This window comes from Aeromicrobium sp. WCS2018Hpa-31, assembly GCF_031843905.1.
In the GTDB taxonomy this organism is placed as follows: Bacteria; Actinomycetota; Actinomycetes; order Propionibacteriales; family Nocardioidaceae; genus Aeromicrobium.
Window position 1 is genome coordinate 152,678 of record NZ_JAVTJF010000009.1, and the last position, 23,684, is coordinate 176,361.

A 23,684-nucleotide genomic window follows, 5' to 3' on the forward strand; every position below is an offset into this window, starting at 1 on the left:
TGCAGTCCCAACACGCTGCTCCGCGTACGAGCGGCCGAATACTCTGAACCATACCGGCCGTCTTGTCAAGGACCAGGCTTGCGTGCGTGTGGGCCCGGGGGCTAGACTGATTCTTCGCGCCCACCTCGTCGCCCTCGTTGCCCCTTGACTGGGGGCGTCAGTCATGCGCGCAGTCCATCACGTGACACCCCTTTGCGAGCCTTTGGAAGGACCCCTCTTGGCCGCCTCGCGCACCGCCGCCGCACCTGTCCAGAACACCGGGGACAAGAACGCCCCCCGCCGCATCTCCTTCGCCAAGATCTCCGAACCGCTCGAGGTTCCCGAGCTCCTGGCCCTGCAGACCGACAGCTTCGACTGGCTGATCGGCAGCGAGAAGTGGAAGGCCGAGGTCGAGGCATCCCTCGCTGCCGGCCGCACCGACATCTCCACGAAGTCCGGTCTGGAGGAGATCTTCGAGGAGATCTCGCCCATCGAGGACTTCTCCGAGACGATGAGCCTGTCGTTCCGCGACCACCGGTTCGAGCCGCCGAAGTACTCGGTGGAGGATTGCAAGGACCGCGACGTCACCTACGCCGCCCCGCTGTTCGTGACCGCCGAGTTCATGAACAACGAGACCGGCGAGATCAAGAGCCAGACCGTCTTCATGGGTGAGTTCCCGCTCATGACCGGCAAGGGCACCTTCGTCATCAACGGCACCGAGCGTGTCGTCGTCAGCCAGCTCGTCCGCTCGCCGGGTGTCTACTTCGAGCGCACGCCCGACAAGACGTCCGACAAGGACATCTACACCGCGAAGGTCATCCCGTCGCGTGGCGCCTGGCTGGAGTTCGAGGTCGACAAGCGCGACCTCGTCGGCGTCCGTCTGGACCGCAAGCGCAAGCAGAGCGTCACCGTGCTGCTCAAGGCCCTCGGCTTCACCGAGGCGCAGATCCTCGAGGAGTTCGGCCAGTACGAGTCGATCCGCCTCACGCTGGAGAAGGACAACGTCCAGACCCAGGACGAGGCGCTGCTCGACATCTACCGCAAGCTGCGTCCGGGCGAGCCGCCGTCGCGCGAGGCCGCCCAGAACCTGCTCGACAACTACTACTTCAACACGAAGCGGTACGACCTCGCGAAGGTCGGTCGTCACAAGGTCAACAAGAAGCTGGGCGCGGACGAGGCCTTCGACCAGCAGACGCTGACCATCGACGACGTCGTCGCGACCATCAAGTACGTGGTGGCGCTGCACGCCGGCGAGACCGAGCTCGAGACGCCCGTGGGCTCCACGATCGTCGAGGCCGACGACATCGACCACTTCGGCAACCGTCGCATCCGCACGGTCGGCGAGCTGATCCAGAACCAGCTCCGCACGGGCCTGGCCCGCATGGAGCGCGTCGTGCGTGAGCGCATGACCACCCAGGACGTCGAGGCCATCACGCCGCAGACGCTCATCAACATCCGTCCGGTCGTGGCGGCGCTGAAGGAGTTCTTCGGCACGAGCCAGCTGTCGCAGTTCATGGACCAGAACAACCCGCTGGCGGGCCTGACGCACAAGCGTCGTCTGAACGCCCTCGGCCCGGGTGGTCTGTCCCGTGAGCGCGCCGGCTACGAGGTCCGCGACGTCCACCCGTCGCACTACGGCCGCATGTGCCCGATCGAGACGCCGGAAGGCCCGAACATCGGCCTCATCGGCTCGCTCGCCTCCTACGGTCGGATCAACGCGTTCGGCTTCATCGAGTCGCCGTACCGCAAGGTCGTCGACGGCACGGTCACCGAGCAGATCGACTACCTGACCGCCACGGACGAGGACCGCTACATCATCGCCCAGGCGAACTCGCCGCTCACCGACGACAGCACGTTCGTCGACGACGCCGTGCTGGTGCGCCAGCGCGGTGGCGAGGCCGAGCTCCGTCCGGCCGCCGACGTCGACTACATGGACGTCTCGCCGCGCCAGATGGTGTCGGTCGCGACCGCGCTGATCCCGTTCCTCGAGCACGACGACGCCAACCGTGCGCTCATGGGCGCCAACATGCAGCGTCAGGCCGTGCCGCTGGTGCGCAACGACGCCCCGCTCGTCGGTACCGGCATGGAGTTCCGTGCCGCCGTCGACGCCGGCGACGTCACGATCGCCAAGAAGGCAGGTGTGGTCAAGGAGGTCTCGGCCGACATGGTCGAGATCATGGAGGACGAGGGCACGTACACCACGTACCGCCTGGCCAAGTTCCGCCGCTCCAACCACGGCACCTGCACGAACCAGCGCCCCCTCGTCGCCGAGGGCCAGCGCGTCGAGGTCGGCACCCCGCTGGCCGACGGTCCGTGCACCGACGAGGGCGAGATGGCCCTGGGCACCAACCTGCTCGTGGCCTTCATGCCCTGGCAGGGCCACAACTACGAGGACGCGATCATCCTCAGCCAGCGCGTCGTGCAGGACGACCTGCTCACCTCGATCCACATCGAGGAGCACGAGGTCGACGCGCGCGACACCAAGCTGGGCCCGGAGGAGATCACCCGCGACATCCCGAACGTCAGCGAGGAGATGCTGGCCGACCTCGACGAGCGCGGCATCATCCGCATCGGCGCCGAGGTCGGCAACGGCGACATCCTCGTCGGCAAGGTCACGCCCAAGGGCGAGACCGAGCTGACGCCGGAGGAGCGCCTGCTGCGCGCCATCTTCGGCGAGAAGGCGCGCGAGGTCCGCGACACGTCGCTCAAGGTCCCCCACGGCGAGTCCGGCACCGTCATCGGCGTCCGCGTGTTCGACGCGGCCGACGGCGACGAGCTGAGCCCCGGCGTGAACCAGCTGGTGCGCGTGTACGTGGCGCAGAAGCGCAAGATCTCCGACGGCGACAAGCTGGCCGGACGTCACGGCAACAAGGGCGTCATCTCCAAGATCCTGCCCATCGAGGACATGCCGTTCCTCGAGGACGGGACGCCGGTCGACATCGTGCTGAACCCGCTGGGCGTGCCCGGCCGCATGAACGTCGGCCAGGTGCTGGAGATCCACCTCGGGTGGGTCGCCAAGGCCGGCTGGGACATCAAGGACATGAAGGACGAGTGGGCCGACCGGCTGCGCGCCATCGGCGCCGACCGGGCACCCTCGAACTCCAACATCGCGACGCCCGTCTTCGACGGTGCCCGCGAGGACGAGATCCAGGGCCTGCTCGCCTCGACCCTGCCCAACCGCGACGGCGAGCGCATGGTCGGCCCCGACGGCAAGGCGGTGCTCTTCGACGGTCGTACCGGCGAGAAGTTCCCCGACCCGATCAGCGTCGGCTACATGTACATCCTGAAGCTGCACCACCTGGTCGACGACAAGATCCACGCCCGCTCGACCGGTCCGTACTCGATGATCACCCAGCAGCCGCTCGGCGGCAAGGCCCAGTTCGGTGGCCAGCGCTTCGGTGAGATGGAGGTCTGGGCCCTCGAGGCCTACGGTGCCGCATACGCGCTGCAGGAGCTCCTGACGATCAAGTCCGACGACATCGTGGGCCGCGTGAAGGTCTACGAGGCCATCGTCAAGGGCGAGAACGTGCCCGAGCCCGGCATCCCGGAGTCCTTCAAGGTGCTCGTCAAGGAGATGCAGTCGCTGTGCCTGAACGTCGAGGTCCTCTCGGCCGACGGCTCGAGGGTCGAGATGCGCGACGCGGAGGAAGACCTCTTCCGCGCCGCCGAGGAGCTCGGCATCGACCTGTCGCGTCGCGAGCCCTCCAGCGTCGAAGAAGTGTGAGCCCCTGGGGCGCCGCCTCGGCGGCGCCCCACCCTCACTCCCCGCTCTACACAGAACTTTCGAAACGTAAGGGAAAGAAGACAACGTGCTCGACGTGAACTTCTTCGATCAGCTCAAGATCGGCCTCGCCACCGCGGACGACATCCGTCAGTGGTCGTTCGGCGAGGTCAAGAAGCCTGAGACGATCAACTACCGCACGCTCAAGCCTGAGCGTGACGGCCTCTTCTGCGAGAAGATCTTCGGTCCCACCCGGGACTGGGAGTGCTACTGCGGCAAGTACAAGCGCGTGCGCTTCAAGGGCATCATCTGCGAGCGCTGCGGCGTCGAGGTGACCCGTTCGAAGGTCCGTCGCGAGCGCATGGGCCACATCGAGCTCGCCGCTCCCGTCACCCACATCTGGTACTTCAAGGGTGTCCCCAGCCGTCTGGGCTACCTGCTCGACCTCGCCCCGAAGGACCTCGAGAAGGTCATCTACTTCGCGGCCTACATGATCACCCGCGTCGACGAGGACGCGCGTCACCGCGACCTGTCGTCCCTGGAGTCGAAGATCGGCCTCGAGGTCGAGCAGCTCGAGACCCGTCGCGACAACGAGGTCAACGAGCGTCTGCAGAAGCTCGAGGAGGACCTCAAGGCCCTCGAGGCCGAGGGTGCCAAGGCCGACGCCAAGCGCAAGGTCAAGGACGCCGCCGAGCGTGAGGCCAAGCAGCGTCGTGACCGCATCCAGCGCGAGATCGACCGCCTGAACGAGGTCTGGGACCGCTTCAAGAACCTCAAGGTCCAGGACCTCGAGGGCGACGAGATGCTCTACCGCGAGATGACGTACCGCTTCGGTGCGTACTTCGAGGGGTACATGGGCGCCGCCGCCATCCAGAAGCGCCTGCAGTCGTTCGACCTCGACGCCGAGGCCGAGTCGCTGCGTGAGATCATCGCCACCGGCAAGGGCCAGAAGAAGACCCGTGCGCTCAAGCGCCTCAAGGTCGTCTCCGCCTTCCTCGGCAGCAGCAACCACCCCGAGGGCATGGTCCTCGACGCCGTCCCGGTGATCCCGCCGGAGCTGCGTCCGATGGTCCAGCTCGACGGTGGCCGCTTCGCGACGAGCGACCTCAACGACCTGTACCGCCGCGTCATCAACCGCAACAACCGCCTCAAGCGACTGCTCGACCTCGGCGCGCCCGAGATCATCGTCAACAACGAGAAGCGGATGCTGCAGGAGGCCGTCGACTCGCTGTTCGACAACGGCCGTCGTGGCCGTCCCGTCACGGGACCGGGCAACCGTCCGCTCAAGTCCATCTCGGACATGCTCAAGGGCAAGCAGGGTCGGTTCCGTCAGAACCTGCTCGGCAAGCGCGTCGACTACTCCGGCCGTTCGGTCATCGTGGTCGGCCCGCAGCTCAAGCTGCACCAGTGCGGTCTGCCCAAGCAGATGGCGATCGAGCTGTTCAAGCCGTTCGTCATGAAGCGTCTGGTCGACCTCAACCACGCGCAGAACATCAAGAGCGCCAAGCGCATGGTCGAGCGCGGAGTCCGGGCCGAGGTCTGGGACGTGCTCGAGGAGGTCATCACCGAGCACCCCGTGCTGCTCAACCGTGCACCCACCCTGCACCGTCTGGGCATCCAGGCGTTCGAGCCGCAGCTCATCGAGGGCAAGGCCATCCAGATCCACCCGCTCGTCTGCTCGGCCTTCAACGCCGACTTCGACGGTGACCAGATGGCCGTGCACCTGCCGCTGAGCGCCGAGGCGCAGGCCGAGGCCCGCATCCTCATGCTGAGCACGAACAACATCCTGAAGCCGTCCGACGGCCGTCCGGTCACCATGCCGACCCAGGACATGATCATCGGCCTGTACTTCCTCACGCTCGAGCGTGAGGGGCACGTGGGCGAGGGTCGTGCGTTCAGCTCGGTCTCCGAGGCGGTCATGGCGTTCGACCGCCACGAGATCACCCTGCAGAGCAAGGTGCGCATCCGCATCCCGGGCGTCGACGGAACGGTCGAGTCGCGCGAGACCACGCTGGGTCGCGCCATCTTCAACCAGGCGCTGCCGGACGACTACGCGTACGTGAACTACCAGGTCGGCAAGAAGGAGCTCGGGGTCATCGTCAACGACCTCGCCGAGCGCTACAGCAAGATCGACGTGGGCGTCGCGCTCGACAACCTCAAGGAGACCGGTTTCCACTGGGCCACGCGCTCGGGCGTCACCATCTCCATCGAGGACGTCGTCACGCCGGAGAACAAGCAGGAGATCCTCACCAAGTACGAGGGTCAGGCTGCCAAGGTCCAGCAGCAGTTCGACCGCGGTCTCATCACCGAGGACGAGCGGCGTCAGGAGCTCATCGAGATCTGGACCCAGGCCACGGCCGAGGTCTCCAGCGAGATGGAGAAGAAGTTCACGGCCGACGCCGACAACCCGATCTGGATGATGGTCCACTCCGGCGCGCGAGGCAACATGATGCAGGTGCGTCAGATCGCCGCCATGCGTGGCCTCGTGGCCAACCCGAAGGGCGAGATCATCCCGCGCCCGATCAAGGCGAACTTCCGTGAGGGCCTGAGCGTCGTCGAGTACTTCATCGCGACGCACGGTGCCCGCAAGGGCCTGGCCGACACCGCCCTGCGCACGGCCGACTCCGGCTACCTGACGCGTCGACTCGTCGACGTCAGCCAGGACGTGATCATCCGCGAGGAGGACTGCGGCACCGAGCGTGGTCTTCCCAAGGTGATCGCGACCCGCCTGGACGACGGCACGTTCGTGCCGGCCGAGAACGTCGAGACCTCGGCGTACTCGCGCAGCGCGGCCACCCAGATCACGCACCCGGAGACGGGTGAGGTGCTCGTGGAGGCCGGCGGCGACCTCGGCGACGTCGAGATCAGCCAGCTCGTCGTGGCCGGTGTGGAGTCCATCCGGGTCCGCACGGTGCTCACGTGCGAGGCGGCGGCCGGTACCTGTGCCAAGTGCTACGGCCGTTCGCTGGCCACCGGCAAGCTCGTCGACATCGGCGAGGCGGTCGGCACCATCGCCGCCCAGTCGATCGGTGAGCCCGGCACGCAGCTGACCATGCGTACCTTCCACACCGGTGGTGTGGCCGGTGACGACATCACGCACGGTCTGCCGCGCGTGGTCGAGCTGTTCGAGGCACGCCAGCCCAAGGGTCGCGCTCCCATCACGGAGTCGGCCGGACGGGTGCGCATCGACGACACCGACAAGACCCGCAAGCTCGTCGTCGTCCCCGACGACGGGTCCGAGGAGCAGGAGTACCCGGTCAGCAAGCGTTCGCGCCTGCTCATCGAGGACGGCTCCCACGTCGAGGTCGGCGACCAGCTCACGCACGGCACGCCGGACCCGCAGGAGGTCCTGCGCATCCTCGGTGTCCGTCGGGCGCAGGAGCACCTCGTGGACGAGGTCCAGGAGGTCTACCGCAGCCAGGGCGTGGCGATCCACGACAAGCACATCGAGATCATCGTGCGGCAGATGCTGCGTCGGGTGACGGTCATCGAGCAGGGTGACTCCAACCTGATCCCCGGTGACCTGGCCGATCGCGCGACGTTCGAGTCCGAGAACCGTCGGGTCGTCGCCGAGGGCGGCACCCCGGCCTCGGGCCGTCCGGTGCTGATGGGCATCACGAAGGCCTCGCTGGCCGTCGAGTCGTGGCTGTCGGCCGCCTCCTTCCAGGAGACGACCCGCGTCCTCACCGACGCGGCGATCCACGGCAAGTCGGACTCGCTGCGTGGCCTGAAGGAGAACATCATCATCGGCAAGCTCATCCCGGCAGGCACCGGTCTCGACCGGTACCGCAACATCCGGGTCGAGCCCACCGAGGAGGCACGCCAGGCGGCGTACGCCGTCACGGGCTACGAGTCCTACGACTACGGCTTCGGCTCCGCCGACGGCCAGCCCGTCCAGCTCGACGACTACGACTTCACGTCGTACGAGTCCTGAGCGACTGACACCCCGACGGCCCCGGACCTCACGGTCCGGGGCCGTCGGCGTTCGGGCGGACGACGTGGCGGTGCGCTGTCGCCGTTCGTCCCGACCCGCCGGTGCGCTCTCGCAGGGGGCCGCGACCTTGCCTGTGCGCTGCCTCGGCCAGCGCTCGGCGCGGTCTTCGAAAGGGCCTCGACCGGGCGGCTGGGCAGGACCTTCGTCGGGTTCTCGGGCTGTCGTCGGGCCTCGGGGACGCAGGATGCTGCGTTCGTGCGCGGGAGATCGAACGGTTCTGCGTTCGTGACGGGATCCGGTCGCGAACGCAGCATCGTTCGGTCCTTCGCGCGCAACTGCAGAATCCTGCGTCACCCCACGCCCGGACCGGATCCGCGCAGGCAGCGCACACGTAGGTCGAGACCCGCCGCCGGCAGCGCGCCGACTCAGCCCGCCGTGGCCGCCTTCTTCTCGGCCGCCTTCGCGTCCGCCTCGGGACGGAACAACCAGGTCAGGCGCGGCTCGAAGATGGGACGGAAGACGGTGGAGACGAGCTTGGTCATCAGCAGGTTGGCCACCACGACGGCCACCACCATCGTGAGGGCCGCGGCGGGGGCGCCGTACCGGTCGATCCGGTCGAAGACCTCGAACTGGTACCGCAGGACCAGGATGATGTAGCCGTGGAGGAGGTAGCAGTAGAAGGTGCGGCTGCCCATGAGCGTCGTCCACGAGCGGCGACGCGGCACGAGCGAGAGGGCCGCGAACGTGAGCACGAGGCCCACCACCAACAGCTCGGCGCGCTGCGTGATCCCCTCGAGCGGGGTGGCGCCCAGCGGGTCCTCGTCGTAGCGCTGCTTCCAGAGCAGCCAGTCGAGCGTCCAGTCGGCCGAGTACAGGTAGCAGACCACGAAGCTGCCGGCGAGCAGCAGCGCCGACGCGATGCGGATGCGGGTGTCGGCCAGCCGCTCGAAGCGCTCGCGACTCATGTGCAGCCCGATCACGTAGAAGGGCAGGAACCCGAGGATCTTCGGCAGCGCGAGCACGTTCGGCACCTCGATGAGGCCCACGAGCAGGGAGATCGCGATCGAGGTGGTGATCGGGTACTTCAGCGCCCGCCAGATCGGGGTCGTGAGCCGCCACACGAACAGCGCCGCCATGAACCAGGCCAGCCACTGGGGCGAGAGGAACATGTAGGGGTCCGGCTCGTCGGTGTAGTGACGCGTGATCATCTGCATCGAGATCTCGACGATCAGGTACGGGACGACGAGGGTGCTGACGATCCGCCGCACCTGACGGGCGTCGCCCATGTACCGGCGCGCGGTGTATCCGGAGATCAGGATGAAGAACGGCATGTGGAACGCGTAGATCCACACGTAGACGCCGCGGGCGGAGTCCATCGCCACGAACTGCGTCAGGGAGTGCCCGATCACGACGAGCAGCATCACCCAGTACCGTGCGTTGTCGAGGTAGGCGACACGCTCCTTGGGAGCGGCGGTCGTCATGGGCAACGGGTCGAGAGCGCTCATCGTGGATGAACTCTAGTGGAGCGGGCAAGGGGGAGCCGATGACGAGCAGCCAGGACGCCCGTCGCACGCAGCGACTGGGTGCCTACGCGGTCGTGGTCGTCGACGACGAGCACGGCGTGCCGCACCTGCTGCTGACCCGGGTCTCGCCGTCCGGCTACCCCGCGGGGTGGTGGGCGCTGCCCGGCGGCGGCGTCGAGCACGGCGAGTCGCCGCACGACGCCGTGCTGCGCGAGCTGCACGAGGAGACGGGTCTCGCCGCGACCACCAGCCGCCTGGTCGACGTCCACGACGTGCACACCGTGGCGCCGGGGCGCGACGACCGGTTCGAGGACTACCACGGCGTCCACCTGCTGTACGCCGTCACCGTCGAGGGGGCAGGGCCCGGTCGACCGCTGCCCGAGCCTCGGGTCGTCGAGGTCGACGGCACCGCCGATGTCGCGGCCTGGCTCCCGCTCGACCACGTCGACGACGGAGAACGCCGGCTGCTGCCCGCCGTCCAGCACGCGCTCGATCACCTCGAGCAGTATCGGTAGCGGGCAGTACCGGTAGCGAGCCGGGACGATCAGGGCTTGGCGGGCGCGGGCGTGTAGAAGAGCATCGCGTAGCTCCCGCGGGCCGACAGCACGAAGGTCGCGCGGGCGCGGCTCCCGTCCTCGCCGCGCGCCGAGTACGTCGTGCTGATCTCGTTGAGGTCCTCCACCACGTCCTTCGTGGGGGTTCCGACGCTGGCGGCGAAGTCCTCGGCGATCGCGTCGGCCTCGCGCACCCGGTCGGCCACGACGGCCGCGAAGCGCGGTCGGTCGCCGCTCAGCAGGAGGGTCCCGGTGGACGGGACGGTCCAGCGTCCGTCGAGCAGGGGTTCGCTGCCCTCGGCCTCGACGTCCATGCTCGGCCAGATGAGCCCGGACCGGTCCTCGCCCTCGACGTCGCGGGGAACCTCGGCCGAGGAGGCGCGGGGCTCCAGCTGACCGCTGCGGGGATCACCCAGGTACTCGGCGCGCACGGTCATGACGGGACGGCGGTCGCTGGCCGGGTAGGCGGTACGGGTGGCCACGTCGCCGGGGTCGGCAGTGATGGTGATGCGGATGTCGCGGTCGTCGGCGGTGGCGCCGCGCGCGGAGACCGTGCAGCCGGTGATCCGCTTGCCCTCGGCCCTGCAGTACTGCGAGAGGTCGTCCTCGACGAGGTTGGCATCGGGGATGACGGCGTTGACCTGGGCGATCAGCCGCCGCAGTACGAGCGTCGGGTCCCCGTCGACGCGCAGCAGCGAGATCGTGACGTCGGGGCGAGGTGCGTCGTCGATCAGGGCGAAGGTGTCGTCGCTGGGGCGCGTCGCGGGCGTCTCGCTCTCGCTCGGCGTGGGCTCGGGCGTCTCGGCGGCGTCCTCGTCGCCCTCGGCCTCGGCCGCCTCCCTCTGGGCCTCGGCCGCGTCGAGCTGCGGCTGGTAGGCCTCGATGAGTGCGGGGCTGCGGTAGCGCACGAGCGGGCCGAGCTGCGCGGCGCCGGAGGGCACCTCCAGCCCGTAGGAGATCGGGCTCTGCGGCCCGGACTCGTGCTCGGTGACGTCGACGCCGGCGGAGGCCTGGGCGCTCGGGTCGGCACTCGGGTCGACGTCGGACTGGGACCGGGTCTCGCACGCGCCGAGGGTGAGCACGCCGACGAGGGCGAGCAGGGTCGCGGTCCGTCTCATGGGTCTCCTCGGGGCTGGGTCGAGCCCGGTGCGGGGGCGTGCCTCGACCGGTCCGGAGCGCGAACCGGTCCGTTCCATCCTGCCGCAGGCGCACAACGGTGCGCCTCCCAGGTCGACGCAGGCGCGGTAGGTTGGCGCGTCAGGTCCGGACACGGGGCGAGGAGGCGACGCGATGACCGCGCGCACGACGACCGCGGAGCGGGTGTTCGCCCGCCTGCGGGAGGAGATCCTGACCGGTCGGATGGCTCCGGGGTCCCAGCACTCGATCTACCGGCTCGCCGACGAGCTCGAGGTCTCCCGCACCCCCGTGCGCGAGGCGGTGCTCCGCCTGGCCGACGCCGGGCTCGTCACGGTCGAGCGCAACCGGGGGCTCCGGGTACGGGGCGTCACGGTGCAGGACGTGCTGGAGGTCTTCGACCTGCGCCTGCTGCTGGAGGTCCCGGCCGCGGCGTTCGCCGCACGGCACGCCGACGCCGACCAGTGCGCCGCTCTGGAGGGTCACCTGGCGGCGATGGAGCAGGCGGCCCGGGACGGGGACGAGCAGGCGTTCGACGGCCACGACCGGGCCCTGCACGCCGCCCTGCACGCGGTGAGCGGCAACAGCAGGCTGGGGGAGGAGGTGCTGGCGCTGCGCGCCTCCATCCAGGCGCGAGGAGCGGTGACCCTGCACCGGTCGCGTGGTGCGCAGGAGATCCTCGAGGAGCACACGCCCATCGTCGAGGCGGTCGTCGCCGGCGACGTCCGGAGCGCGGCGGTGCTCATGCGCGACCACCTCGTGCACACCGCCGAGCTGCTCGCGCGCCAGCTGGACCCGGAGGTCGACGTCGCGGCCTGGAGGACGCGGACGGCCTCGTTCGTCGTCAGTAGCATGCTACTGTCGGACGACATCTCCCGATCATCGGATCCCGGCCGGCAGGAGCGGACATGAGCCACGGTGCGAGCGGGTTCGCCCCCGACCATCCCGAGACCGTCTTCACCTACGGTGCTCCCGGCCTCAAGCTGGGCGTCGGCGCCCGCCACGAGCTCGGCCACGACCTCGCCGTGCTGGGCGCGCGCCGGGTGCTGCTGGTGACCGACCCCGGCGTGGCCGCCACCGGGGCGCCCGCCGAGATCGCCGAGCGCGTCGGTCGCGACGGGATCGACGTCGTGACCTTCGACCGGAGTCGGGTGGAGCCCACCGACGCGAGCCTGCTCGAGGCCATCTCCTTCGCCCGCGAGAACGGCCCGTTCGACGCTGTGCTCGCGGTCGGTGGCGGCAGCAGCATCGACACCGCCAAGGCCGTCGACCTGATGCTCACCAACGACGGCGAGCTCATGGACTACGTGAACGCCCCCGTCGGCGGCGGTCGCGCCCCGGCCAACCCGCTGCTTCCCCTCGTGGCCGTGCCGACCACGACCGGGACGGGCAGCGAGAGCACGACCATCTGCGTCCTCGACGTGGTGAGCCAGCACGTCAAGACCGGCATCTCCCACCCCCGGCTGCGGCCGACCCTGGCCGTCGTGGACCCCGAGCTGACCCTGACCCAGCCGGCGAACGTGACCGCCGCGTCCGGGCTCGACATCCTGTGCCACGCGCTGGAGAGCTACACGGCTCGGCCCTACGCGTCCTACGAGGCCAAGACCGCCGACCAGCGGGTGCCCTACTGCGGCTCGAACCCGATCTCCGACGTCTGGTCCGAGCGCGCGCTCGCCCTCATGGCCACGTCCTTCCGCCGCGCCGTGACCCACGGCGGCGACCTCGAGGCGCGCACGCAGGTGGCCACGGCCGCCACCTTCGCCGGGCTCGGGTTCGGCAACGCGGGCGTGCACATCCCGCACGCGAACGCCTACCCGATCGCCGGACAGGTCCGCGAGTTCCGTCCCGACCACTACCCGGCCGACGACGGCGCCTCCGGCCACGCCGGCCTCGTGCCGCACGGCATGGCGGTGTCCCTCACCGCACCCGCCGCGTTCCGGTTCACCTTCGACGCCGCCCCCGACCGCCACGTGCGCGCCGCCCGCCTGCTCGACCCCGACGCCGTCATGACCGACGACCCGGCCGACCTGCTGCCGCAGGTGCTCACGGCGGTCATGCGCGACGTCGGCATCCCCGCCGGCCTCGCCGCCGTCGGGTTCGGCGCCGCCGACCTCGACCCGCTCGTCGACGGCGCCATGAAGCAGCAGCGCCTCCTCGCCACGGCCCCGCGCGAGGTCACCGAGGACGACGTCGCGGGGATCCTCGACGCCTCGCTCGAGCTGTGGTGAGCCTCGAGGCACCGCCGACGGCCGGGAGCGCCTCCGCGACCGACGTGGTGGCCGAGCTGCGCCGCCGCGGCGTCGCCAACGTCGACGACTCGACCACCACGCGTGCGCTCTACAGCACCGACGCCTCGCTCTACCGCGTCGTGCCGCAGGTGGTCGTGCGGCCGCGCGAGGTCGACGAGGTGCTCGCCGTCCTCGACGCGTCGCGCGCCACCGGGGTGCCCGTCACGTCCCGCGGCGCCGGCACCTCCATCGCCGGCAACGCCGTCGGCACCGGGATCGTGGTCGACTTCGCCAAGCACCTCAACCGGGTGCACGAGGTCGACGCCGAGCGGCGGGTCGCACGGGTCGACCCGGGTGTGGTGCACGCGGCGCTGCAGAAGGTGGCCGCGCCCCAGGGGCTGCGATTCGGGCCCGACCCGTCCACGCACACCCGCTGCACGATCGGCGGCATGATCGGCAACAACGCGTGCGGGAACCGTGCCCTCGGGTACGGCCGCAGCTCCGACAACGTGGCCGCGCTGGACCTCGCCACGGGGACGGGGGAGCGCCTGGTGGTGGGTCGTGACGTCACCGCGACGTCGCCCACCCTGGACCGGCTGCGCGACGTCGTCGCGACCGATCTCGCGACCGTGCGCACCGAGCTCGGCCGCTTCGGCCGCCAGGTCTCCGGCTACAGCCTCGAGCACCTGCTGCCCGAGCGGGGCTTCGACGTCGCGTCCTTCATGGCCGGGTCCGAGGGCACGCTGGGCGTGCTGCTCGGTGCCACCGTCGACCTCGTGGCCACGCCGCGCCACGTGCACCTCGTCGTGCTGGGGTACGGGTCGATGGCCGAGGCCGGGGACGACGTGCCCACCATGCTTCCGCACGGTCCGATCGCCTGCGAGGGCCTCGGCGCCCGGATCATCGAGGTCTACCGGGCCGCCAAGGGTGCCGCGGGCGTGCCCGAGTACCCCCGCGGCGGCGGCTTCCTCTACGTGGAGCTGGCCGGCGACGACCCCGCCGAGCTCGCGGCCCAGGCCGACCGCGTCGTGGCCGACTCGGCCGCGCTGGCGCACCGCCACGTGACGTCGGTGGCCGAGCAGGCAGCGTTCTGGCGGATCCGCGAGGAGGGCGCCGGTCTCGCGTCACGCATCTGGGACCGCCCCGCGCTGTCCGGCTGGGAGGACGCCGCCGTGCCGCCCGCGAGCGTCGGCGCCTACCTGCGCGACTTCGACGCCCTGCTCCGGCAGCACGACCTGCACGGCGAGCCGTACGGCCACCTCGGCGACGGCTGCGTGCACGTGCGGATCGACTTCCCGATCTCCGAGCCCGGTGGTCCGGCCGGGTACCGGGCCTTCATCGAGGACGCCGCCCGCCTGACCGCGTCGCACGGCGGCTCCTTCTCGGGCGAGCACGGCGACGGCCGGGCCCGCTCGGAGCTGCTGCCGCTCATGTACTCCGCCCCGGCGCTGGCGCTCTTCCGCGGGGTCAAGCACGTGCTCGACCCCGACGACCTGCTCAACCCCGGCGTCCTCGTCGACCCCGACCCCATCGACGGTTCGCTCCGCGCGCAGGGCAAGGGCTGGGCAGCCGGCCTCCAGGGCACCCGTCGCGGCCTGCGTCTGCTGCACGACGACGGCGACCTCGGTGCCGCCGTGCACCGCTGCACCGGCGTCGGCAAGTGCCTGGCCGACAACCGGACGTCGAACGGCGTCATGTGCCCCTCGTTCCAGGCCACCCGCGACGAGAAGGACTCCACCCGTGGCCGCGCCCGTGTGCTGCAGGAGATGGTCGACGGACGTCTCGTCACCGGCGGCTACCGCGCTCCCGAGGTGCACGAGGCGCTCGACCTCTGCCTCTCCTGCAAGGGCTGCCTGAGCGACTGCCCCACCGGCATCGACATGGCCACCTACAAGTCCGAGGTGCTGCACCAGACCTACCGGGGGCGGGTCCGTCCCCGCAGCCACTACGTGCTCGGCAAGCTGCCGTTCTGGGCGCGGCTCACCTCTCCGGTGGCTCGCCTGGCGAACCTCGCGCTGCGGGTGCCCGGACTCGCCCACGTGGCGCGCTGGGTGGCGGGCGTCGACCAGCGTCGCAGCCTGCCTGCCTTCGCCACGCAGCGCTTCAGCCGGGCGGCGCGACCGCTGCTCACGACTCGGGCCGAGGCCTCCCGCGACGAGCGACCGCGCGTGGCGATCTGGGCCGACTCCTTCACCGAGTACTTCTCCACGTCGGGCGGCCTCGCCGCCGTCCGGCTCCTGGAGTCGGCCGGCTACCGGGTCGAGGTCGTGCAGAAGCAGTCGTGCTGCGGACTCACGTGGATCACGACCGGCCAGCTCGACACCGCCCGTGAGCTCGTCGAGCGCACCGTTGCCGTGCTGCACGAGTACGTCGCCGCCGGCGTGCCGGTGGTCGGCCTCGAGCCCTCGTGCCTCGCCGTCCTGCGGTCCGACGCCGTGGAGCTGACCGACGACCCGCGGGCCGTCGAGGTCGCGGCCGGCGTCCACACCGTGGCCGAGCTGCTGGCGCGGACCGACGGCTGGGAGCCGCCGGACCTCAGGGGCACCGAGGTCGTCGTCCAGCCGCACTGCCACCAGTCGTCGGTGCTCGGCTTCGAGGCCGACATGGACCTGCTCGGCCGGACCGGGGCCACGGTCACGAGGCTGTCGGGCTGCTGCGGCCTGGCCGGCAACTTCGGGGTCGAGCGTGGCCACTACGAGGTGTCGGTGGCGGTCGCGGAGCAGCAGCTGATGCCCGCCGTCCGCGCGATGGGGGAGGGCGCGGTCGTCCTGGCCGACGGCTTCTCCTGCCGCACCCAGCTCGACGACCTGGCCGGCGTGCCGGCGATCCACCTGACCGAGCTGCTCGCGCCGGGGGAGTAAGCCTCGTCGAGGTGGGTGCCGCAAGGGCCTCGACCGGTGGTCCCGGGTGCGTCCTTGGCCCGGGTTCCCGGGCCGGGCTGGGCTTCGGCGTCGTCGCTCGTGGCCCCGGGCCGTCAGCGGTAGGTGACGCACCGAACCGTCGCGCCGGAGGTAGGTGTCGCACCTGTCGACGGCCCAGATACGTGCGACACCTACCTCCGACGGCCCAGATACGTGCGACACCTACCTCCGACGGCCCAGGTACGTGCGTCACCTACCTCTGACTGCCCGACGCAGCCCGGGGGCCGCGCCGGCCCGGGGCGGGCTGGCCGGTCGAGGCCTCTCGGAGCCCGACCCCGCTCGGCGCCGAGGCAGCGCAGCCGCAGGACGAGTCCGAGCCGACGCAGTCGCAGGACGCGAGCCCGCCGGAGCAGCCCGGCGACGGGGAACTCCGCGATTTGCCCGGGCGTTGTGCGGGAAGGTACTGTTGAGTGCTGTGCCTGGATCTGCCAGGCCGCTGCGCGCATCCCGCCACCCAGCACCAGTTCGGCGGCGAGTGCAGCACGACTCAGAGTCCTTCTCGCCTGAAGAAAGAAGTCCGTAGTGCCCACGATCAACCAGCTGGTCCGCAAGGGCCGCCAGACCAAGGTGACCAAGACCACCACGCCGGCACTCAAGGGCTCGCCCCAGCGCCGCGGTGTCTGCACCCGCGTCTACACCACGACCCCGAAGAAGCCGAACTCGGCGCTTCGAAAGGTCGCTCGTGTGCGTCTTTCTTCCGGTACCGAGGTCACCGCGTACATCCCCGGTGAGGGCCACAACCTCCAGGAGCACTCCATCGTGCTCGTGCGTGGCGGTCGTGTGAAGGACCTCCCGGGTGTGCGCTACAAGATCGTTCGCGGCTCCCTCGACACCCAGGGTGTCAAGGGTCGCAAGCAGGCTCGCAGCCGCTACGGCGCGAAGAAGGAGAAGAGCTAATGCCTCGCAAGGGTCCCGCGCCGAAGCGCATCCCCGAGACCGACCCGGTCTACAACAACCAGCTCGTCACGATGCTGATCAACAAGATCCTCGTCGACGGCAAGAAGCAGACCGCCCAGCGCATCGTCTACACCGCGCTCGAGGGCACCCGCGACAAGTCCGGCACCGACCCGGTCGTCACCCTCAAGCGCGCGCTCGACAACGTCAAGCCCGCCCTCGAGGTCAAGTCCCGTCGTGTCGGCGGTGCGACCTACCAGGTCCCGATCGAGGTCCGCCCCGCCCGCCAGACCACCCTCGCCCTGCGCTGGCTGGTCAAGTACTCGAGCGAGCGTCGCGAGAAGACGATGGCCGAGCGCCTCATGAACGAGCTCCTCGACGCCAGCAACGGCCTCGGCGGCAGCGTCAAGAAGCGCGAGGACACGCACAAGATGGCCGAGGCCAACCGCGCCTTCGCCCACTACCGCTGGTAGCCGGTTGCCGGAGCACCCCGGTGCTCCGGCGACAGAACATCCAAGACTTCCGAAGGAAAGCTGAAGCCACGTGGCAACCGACATCACCACCGACCTGACCCGGGTCCGCAACATCGGCATCATGGCGCACATCGACGCCGGCAAGACCACCACCACCGAGCGGATCCTGTTCTACACCGGCATCACCTACAAGATCGGTGAGGTCCACGACGGCGGCGCCACCATGGACTGGATGGAGCAGGAGCAGGAGCGCGGCATCACCATCACGTCCGCCGCGACGACCTGCTGGTGGAAGGACCACCAGATCAACATCATCGACACCCCCGGTCACGTCGACTTCACCGTCGAGGTCGAGCGCTCGCTGCGCGTCCTCGACGGTGCCGTCGCCGTGTTCGACGGTGTCGCCGGCGTCGAGCCGCAGTCCGAGACCGTGTGGCGCCAGGCCGACAAGTACGGCGTGCCGCGCATGTGCTTCGTCAACAAGCTCGACCGCACGGGCGCCTCGTTCGACTTCTGCGTCAAGACCATCCGCGAGCGCCTCGGCGCCACGCCGCTGGTCCTGCAGCTGCCCATCGGTGCCGAGAGCGACTTCCTCGGCGTCGTCGACCTCGTCGGCATGCGTGCCCTCACGTGGCGCGGCGAGACGACGATCGGTGAGGACTACACGGTCGAGGAGATCCCGGCCGAGCTCGCCGACGCCGCCGCCGAGGGTCGCGAGGCCCTCCTCGAGACGCTGTCCGACGTCGACGACGCGATCGCCGAGAAGTTCCTCGACGGCGAGGACATCCCCGTCGACGAGCTGAAGGCCGCGATCCGTCGCGCCACCCTGGCCGCCGAGCTCAACCCGGTGCTGTGCGGCACGGCGTTCAAGAACAAGGGCGTCCAGCCCCTGCTCGACGCCGTCGTCGACTACCTGCCGTCCCCGATCGACGTGGGCGACGTCAAGGGCCACGACGCCAAGGACGAGACCGTCGAGGACACCCGCCCGCCGTCGGAGGACGCGCCGTTCGCCGGCCTGGCCTTCAAGATCGCCACGGACCCGCACCTGGGCAAGCTCACCTTCGTCCGCGTGTACTCCGGTCGCCTCGAGTCGGGCACCTCGGTGCTCAACGTGACCAAGGGCCGCAAGGAGCGGATCGGCAAGGTCTACCAGATGCACGCCAACAAGCGTGAGGAGATCGCGTCGGTCGGCGCCGGCCAGATCGTGGCCGTCATGGGCCTCAAGGACACGACCACGGGCGAGACGCTGGCCGACTCGGCCAAGCCGATCGTGCTCGAGTCGATGACCTTCCCCGACCCGGTCATCCAGGTCGCCATCGAGCCCAAGACCAAGAGCGACCAGGAGAAGCTCGGCGTCGCCATCCAGAAGCTCGCCGAGGAGGACCCGACGTTCCAGGTCCACACCGACGAGGAGACCGGACAGACGATCATCGCCGGCATGGGCGAGCTCCACCTCGACATCCTCGTGGACCGCATGAAGCGCGAGTTCAAGGTCGAGGCCAACGTCGGCAAGCCGCAGGTCGCGTACCGCGAGACCATCAAGAAGACGGTCACCGGTCACAGCTACACCCACAAGAAGCAGACCGGTGGTTCCGGACAGTTCGCCAAGGTCGTCATCGGCGTGGCCCCCAACGGCCCCGACGCGGGCGGCGAGGGCGGCTACGAGTTCCACAACGAGGTCACCGGTGGTCGCGTGCCGAAGGAGTACATCCCCTCGGTCGACGCCGGCGGTCAGGCAGCCATGGAGTTCGGCGTGCTCGCCGGCTACCCCATGGTCGACGTCAAGTTCACCCTGGAGGACGGCGCGTACCACGACGTCGACTCCAGCGAGCTGGCGTTCAAGCTGGCCGGCAACATGGCCTTCAAGGAGGCCGCACGCAAGGCCGACCCGGCTCTGCTCGAGCCGATGTTCGCCGTCGAGGTCACGACGCCCGAGGACTACATGGGCGACGTGATCGGCGACCTCAACTCCCGCCGTGGACAGGTCCAGGCGATGGAGGAGGGCTACGGCGGTGCCAAGATGATCAAGGCACTGGTACCGCTGTCCGAGATGTTCGGCTACGTGGGCGACCTGAGGTCCAAGACCTCGGGGCGTGCCTCGTACTCGATGCAGTTCGACTCCTACGCCGAGGTCCCCAAGGCCGTGGCGGAGGAGATCATCAAGAAGGCCCGCGGCGAGTAACGCTCGGCGTCATCGGTAAGGTGGCCTAGGTCTCCCCGCGGGACTCGACGGCTTTCAGATCCGGCAACATTCCAGACACTGCAACTCACAACCCAGAAGGAGCCCCAGTGGCTAAGGCGAAGTTCGAGCGGACCAAGCCGCACATGAACATCGGCACCATCGGTCACATCGACCACGGTAAGACGACGCTGACCGCGGCGATCACCAAGGTGCTGCACGACAAGTACCCCGATCTGAACGAGGCCTCGGCCTTCGACCAGATCGACAAGGCTCCCGAGGAGCGTCAGCGCGGCATCACGATCTCGATCGCGCACGTGGAGTATCAGACGGAGAACCGTCACTACGCGCACGTCGACTGCCCCGGTCACGCCGACTACGTCAAGAACATGATCACCGGCGCGGCTCAGATGGACGGCGCGATCCTCGTGGTCGCCGCCACCGACGGCCCGATGCCGCAGACCCGTGAGCACGTCCTCCTGGCCCGCCAGGTCGGCGTCCCCGCCATGGTCGTCGCGCTCAACAAGTGCGACATGGTCGACGACGAGGAGATCCTGGAGCTCGTCGAGCTCGAGGTCCGCGAGCTGCTCAGCGACCAGGAGTTCGACGGCGACAACGTCCCCGTCGTCAAGGTCGCTGCTCACCCGGCGCTGCAGGGCGACGCCAAGTGGGGCGAGTCGATCCTCGAGCTCATGAACGCGGTCGACGAGTACATCCCGCTGCCCCCGCGTGAGACGGACAAGCCGTTCCTCATGCCGGTCGAGGACGTCTTCACGATCACCGGTCGTGGCACGGTCATCACCGGTCGTATCGAGCGCGGCATCGTCAAGGTCAACGAGACCGTCGACATCGTCGGCATCCGTGAGACCAAGCAGACGACGACCGTCACGGGCATCGAGATGTTCCGCAAGCTGCTCGACGAGGGCCAGGCCGGCGAGAACGTCGGACTGCTCCTGCGTGGCACGAAGCGTGAGGACGTCGAGCGCGGCATGGTCATCATCGCGCCCGGTTCCACCACGCCGCACACGGAGTTCGAGGGCCAGGTCTACATCCTGTCCAAGGAGGAGGGTGGCCGTCACACGCCGTTCTTCAACAACTACCGTCCGCAGTTCTACTTCCGCACGACGGACGTCACCGGCGTCGTCACGCTGCCCGAGGGCACCGAGATGGTCATGCCCGGCGACAACACCGAGATGAGCGTCGAGCTGATCCAGCCGATCGCCATGGAGGAGGGCCTGCGCTTCGCCATCCGCGAGGGCGGCCGCACCGTCGGCGCCGGCCGTGTCACCAAGATCAACAAGTGATCTGACGACACACCAGCACTGCTGAGCGTTGCCCCTCGGACCCTCGGGTCCGGGGGGCTTCGTCGTGTCCGGGCCCGGGCGCGCGCTTCCTGCGGGGGTCTCGACTCGCCGTGCGCTGGCTGTGTGGCGCTCGACGTGGTGGTGCGCCGGCTACGGTCACGTCCGCGGCGGCCTCCGAGAGGGCCTCGACCGGCCGGGTGGCACCGGGTTCGGGCGGGCTCCCGGGCAGTCGGCGAGTGCGTGGGGGTAGGTGACGCACCTGACCGTCTGGTCGGCGGTAGGACTCACACCTCTCAGCGCGGCGGACAGGTACGTCACCTACCTCTGACGGGGCAGTTCGGGTGCGTCACCTACGTCCCGGCCCCTCCGGAGCCCGCGAGCCCGGTCCGGAGGCGCACCCAGTTCCGCGGTCGAGGCGCTTTCGGAGACCACCTCGAGGACGAGCCGGACCGACGCAGCGGCAGGCCCAGGCAGAGCCGCAGCAGCGCAGACGCAGGACGCCGGGAGTCCCGACGAACGCCGCGTGACGACGGGGGAGGGGGCGATTTGTGTTTGCGGGGGAGTCTCTGTCAGACTAGTGCGGTTGCTCCGGCCGTATTGCTGGGGCGTGCTTGCCCGGAACTCACGCCGGGACCGACGGGTGCGCCGCACGGTGAACGGCCTGGCTGCTGGAAACGTAGGAGACGCGGACTCGTCAGAGGCCGCGGCCCGGGACCGGCGGTCCAACCACCCAACTCCAGAAGGTTCGCGCACGCTCGTGGTCAACTCCGCGACACGCCCGACCTCGGGGGCGGAGGGGGAGCGATCCCCTCCAGGGAGAACCAGCCCCAGGGGCACACACAGCTGACGAAGAGTAAGGACGACCAGAGCATGGCGGGACAGAAGATCCGTATCCGGCTCAAGGCCTACGACCACGAGGTGATCGACACCTCGGCGCGCAAGATCGTCGACACGGTCACGCGCACCGGAGCCTCCGTGGCCGGCCCCGTGCCCCTGCCGACCGAGAAGAACGTGTACTGCGTCATCCGGTCGCCGCACAAGTACAAGGACAGCCGCGAGCACTTCGAGATGCGTACGCACAAGCGGCTCATCGACATCATCGACCCGACGCCGAAGACCGTCGACTCGCTCATGCGACTCGACCTGCCGGCCGGTGTCGACATCGAGATCAAGCTCTGAGGGAGGACCTGAACACATGAGCACCTCCTCCACCGTCAACGCGCGCGGCCTCCTGGGCCGCAAGCTCGGCATGACCCAGGTCTGGGACGCCGAGGGCAAGATCGTGCCCGTCACGGTCCTCGCTGCCGAGACCAACGTCGTCACGCAGATCCGCACGCCCGAGACCGACGGCTACAGCGCCGTCCAGATCGGCTTCGGCGAGATCGACGGACGCAAGGTCAACAAGCCCGAGGCCGGACACTTCGCGAAGGCCGGCGTCACGCCGCGCCGCCACGTCGTCGAGATCCGCACCGAGGCCATCGCCGACTACGCCCTGGGCCAGGAGATCTCCCCGGAGATCTTCGCCGCGGGCGACGAGATCGACGTGACCGCCACGAGCAAGGGCAAGGGCTTCGCCGGCGTCATGAAGCGTCACGGCTTCTCCGGCGTCGGAGCCTCCCACGGCGCGCACCGCAACCACCGCAAGCCCGGCTCGATCGGTGGCTGCGCCACCCCGGGTCGCGTCTTCAAGGGCCTGCGCATGGCCGGCCACATGGGCGCCGAGACCGTCACCACCCAGAACCTGACCGTCCACGCCGTGGATGCCGCCAAGGGCGTCATCCTCGTCAAGGGCGCGGTCCCCGGCCCCAAGGGTGGACTCGTCGTGGTCCGCTCTGCCGCGAAGGGAGCCTGATCCATGGCCGTCAAGACCATTGATGCCGCGCTGCCCGTCGACATCTTCGGCGTGCAGACGAACATCCCCCTGATCCACCAGGTCGTCACCGCCCAGCTCGCCGCCGCCCGTCAGGGCACGCACGACGTCAAGTCGCGTGGCGAGGTGTCCGGTGGTGGCAAGAAGCCGTACCGCCAGAAGGGAACCGGCCGCGCCCGTCAGGGCTCGATCCGCGCACCCCAGTACAACGGTGGTGGCATCGTGCACGGCCCCACGCCGCGCAGCTACGACCAGCGGACCCCCAAGAAGATGAAGGCCGCCGCCCTGCGCGGTGCCCTCTCGGACCGGGCCCGCTCCGGACGTCTGCACGTGGTGGAGTCGCTCGTCACCGGTGAGGTGCCCTCCACCAAGGCTGCCGTCGCCGCGATCGCCGAGCTCACCACGCGTCGCCGCGTGCTGGTGGTCGTCAAGCGCGAGGACGCGCTGACGGCCAAGAGCCTGCGCAACGTCACCGACCTCGTCGTGCTGACCTTCGACCAGCTGAACACGTACGACGTCGTGCTGAGCGACGACGTGATCTTCACGCAGGCCGCGTTCGAGGCCTTCGTCGAGGCGCGTTCGGCCGAGGGCACCGAGACCGTCGCGCTGAGCGCCGCGGTCGTCGAGGCCGACGCCAAGCCGGCCGCGAAGGCGAAGAAGGCTCCGGCGAAGAAGGCTCCGGCGAAGAAGGCCGAGGCCGCGAAGGCCGACGCCGAGCCCGCCGAGAAGGTCGAGGCCCCGGCCGCCGACGCCACCGAGGGTGCGACCAAGACGCAGCCCTACGGTCCCGGCTCCAAGGCCCCGCTCAAGAGCGGCAACGCCCCCAAGGGTCACGAGATCAAGGGCAACGCCGACTCGATGAAGTACCACACCGCGGACAGCCCCTGGTACGACCAGACGGTCGCCGAGGTCTGGTTCGACACCGAGGAGACCGCGCAGGCCGCCGGTTTCACGAAGGCTGGTGAGTGAG

General features: G+C 69.5%; 15 protein-coding genes. 13 read left to right on the forward strand and 2 right to left on the reverse strand.

The window, feature by feature from the left end; translation table 11 throughout:
• Positions 1-217 precede the first annotated feature (217 nt).
• Positions 218-3,703, forward strand: a complete 3,486-nt coding sequence (gene rpoB, locus RQG84_RS13335; RefSeq protein ID WP_396135307.1) for a DNA-directed RNA polymerase subunit beta — start codon at positions 218-220, stop codon at positions 3,701-3,703.
• A gap of 85 nt (positions 3,704-3,788) precedes the next feature.
• Entirely contained in the window at positions 3,789-7,634 is a 3,846-nt protein-coding gene (locus tag RQG84_RS13340; RefSeq protein WP_055964235.1) for a DNA-directed RNA polymerase subunit beta', read from the forward strand.
• Between the two features lie 425 nt (positions 7,635-8,059).
• On the opposite strand, the gene RQG84_RS13345 is transcribed toward RQG84_RS13340, so the two are convergent.
• Positions 8,060-9,139 (reverse strand): acyltransferase family protein, encoded by a 1,080-nt coding sequence (locus RQG84_RS13345; RefSeq protein ID WP_311210406.1) that lies wholly within the window; start codon positions 9,137-9,139, stop codon positions 8,060-8,062.
• 38 nt (positions 9,140-9,177) lie between these two features.
• Here RQG84_RS13345 and RQG84_RS13350 point away from each other — a divergent pair, with 38 nt between their 5' ends.
• Positions 9,178-9,672, forward strand: coding sequence for an NUDIX domain-containing protein (locus RQG84_RS13350; RefSeq protein ID WP_311210407.1), 495 nt, complete (start codon positions 9,178-9,180; stop codon positions 9,670-9,672).
• 29 nt (positions 9,673-9,701) lie between these two features.
• Here RQG84_RS13350 and RQG84_RS13355 read toward each other — a convergent pair whose 3' ends face one another.
• Positions 9,702-10,829 carry a hypothetical protein gene (locus tag RQG84_RS13355; RefSeq protein ID WP_311210408.1) on the reverse strand — a complete coding sequence of 376 codons (1,128 nt, stop codon included), beginning with the start codon at positions 10,827-10,829 and terminating at the stop codon, positions 9,702-9,704.
• A gap of 172 nt (positions 10,830-11,001) precedes the next feature.
• Between RQG84_RS13355 and RQG84_RS13360 the strand changes: the two genes are divergently transcribed.
• From RQG84_RS13360 to rplD, 10 genes are all read left to right on the forward strand, one after another.
• On the forward strand, positions 11,002-11,757 hold the full coding sequence (locus tag RQG84_RS13360) for a GntR family transcriptional regulator (RefSeq protein ID WP_056573259.1): 756 nt from the start codon (positions 11,002-11,004) through the stop codon (positions 11,755-11,757).
• Positions 11,754-13,073 carry a hydroxyacid-oxoacid transhydrogenase gene (locus tag RQG84_RS13365; protein ID WP_311210409.1) on the forward strand — a complete coding sequence of 440 codons (1,320 nt, stop codon included), beginning with the start codon at positions 11,754-11,756 and terminating at the stop codon, positions 13,071-13,073. The genes RQG84_RS13360 and RQG84_RS13365 overlap by 4 nt, the downstream gene beginning before the upstream one ends.
• On the forward strand, positions 13,067-15,934 hold the full coding sequence (locus RQG84_RS13370) for an FAD-linked oxidase C-terminal domain-containing protein (protein ID WP_311210410.1): 2,868 nt from the start codon (positions 13,067-13,069) through the stop codon (positions 15,932-15,934). Before RQG84_RS13365 ends, RQG84_RS13370 begins: the two co-directional genes overlap by 7 nt.
• Before the next feature lie 582 nt (positions 15,935-16,516).
• Complete coding sequence (rpsL, locus tag RQG84_RS13375) at positions 16,517-16,891, forward strand: 30S ribosomal protein S12 (protein ID WP_055964255.1); 375 nt, start codon at positions 16,517-16,519, stop codon at positions 16,889-16,891.
• The gene (rpsG, locus tag RQG84_RS13380; protein WP_055964258.1) at positions 16,891-17,361 is read left to right on the forward strand and encodes a 30S ribosomal protein S7; all 471 of its coding nucleotides are present in this window, start codon (positions 16,891-16,893) and stop codon (positions 17,359-17,361) included. Before rpsL ends, rpsG begins: the two co-directional genes overlap by 1 nt.
• Before the next feature lie 70 nt (positions 17,362-17,431).
• Complete coding sequence (gene fusA / locus RQG84_RS13385) at positions 17,432-19,543, forward strand: elongation factor G (RefSeq protein WP_311210411.1); 2,112 nt, start codon at positions 17,432-17,434, stop codon at positions 19,541-19,543.
• Between the two features lie 107 nt (positions 19,544-19,650).
• Positions 19,651-20,844 (forward strand): elongation factor Tu, encoded by a 1,194-nt coding sequence (gene tuf / locus RQG84_RS13390; protein WP_055964264.1) that lies wholly within the window; start codon positions 19,651-19,653, stop codon positions 20,842-20,844.
• An 870-nt stretch (positions 20,845-21,714) separates the two neighbouring features.
• Positions 21,715-22,023, forward strand: coding sequence for a 30S ribosomal protein S10 (gene rpsJ, locus RQG84_RS13395; RefSeq protein ID WP_055964267.1), 309 nt, complete (start codon positions 21,715-21,717; stop codon positions 22,021-22,023).
• Positions 22,024-22,039: 16 nt separating this feature from the next.
• Positions 22,040-22,696 (forward strand): 50S ribosomal protein L3, encoded by a 657-nt coding sequence (rplC, locus tag RQG84_RS13400; protein ID WP_055964270.1) that lies wholly within the window; start codon positions 22,040-22,042, stop codon positions 22,694-22,696.
• A gap of 3 nt (positions 22,697-22,699) precedes the next feature.
• The gene (gene rplD, locus RQG84_RS13405) at positions 22,700-23,683 is read left to right on the forward strand and encodes a 50S ribosomal protein L4 (RefSeq protein ID WP_311210412.1); all 984 of its coding nucleotides are present in this window, start codon (positions 22,700-22,702) and stop codon (positions 23,681-23,683) included.
• The last annotated feature ends 1 nt before the right edge of the window (position 23,684 follow it).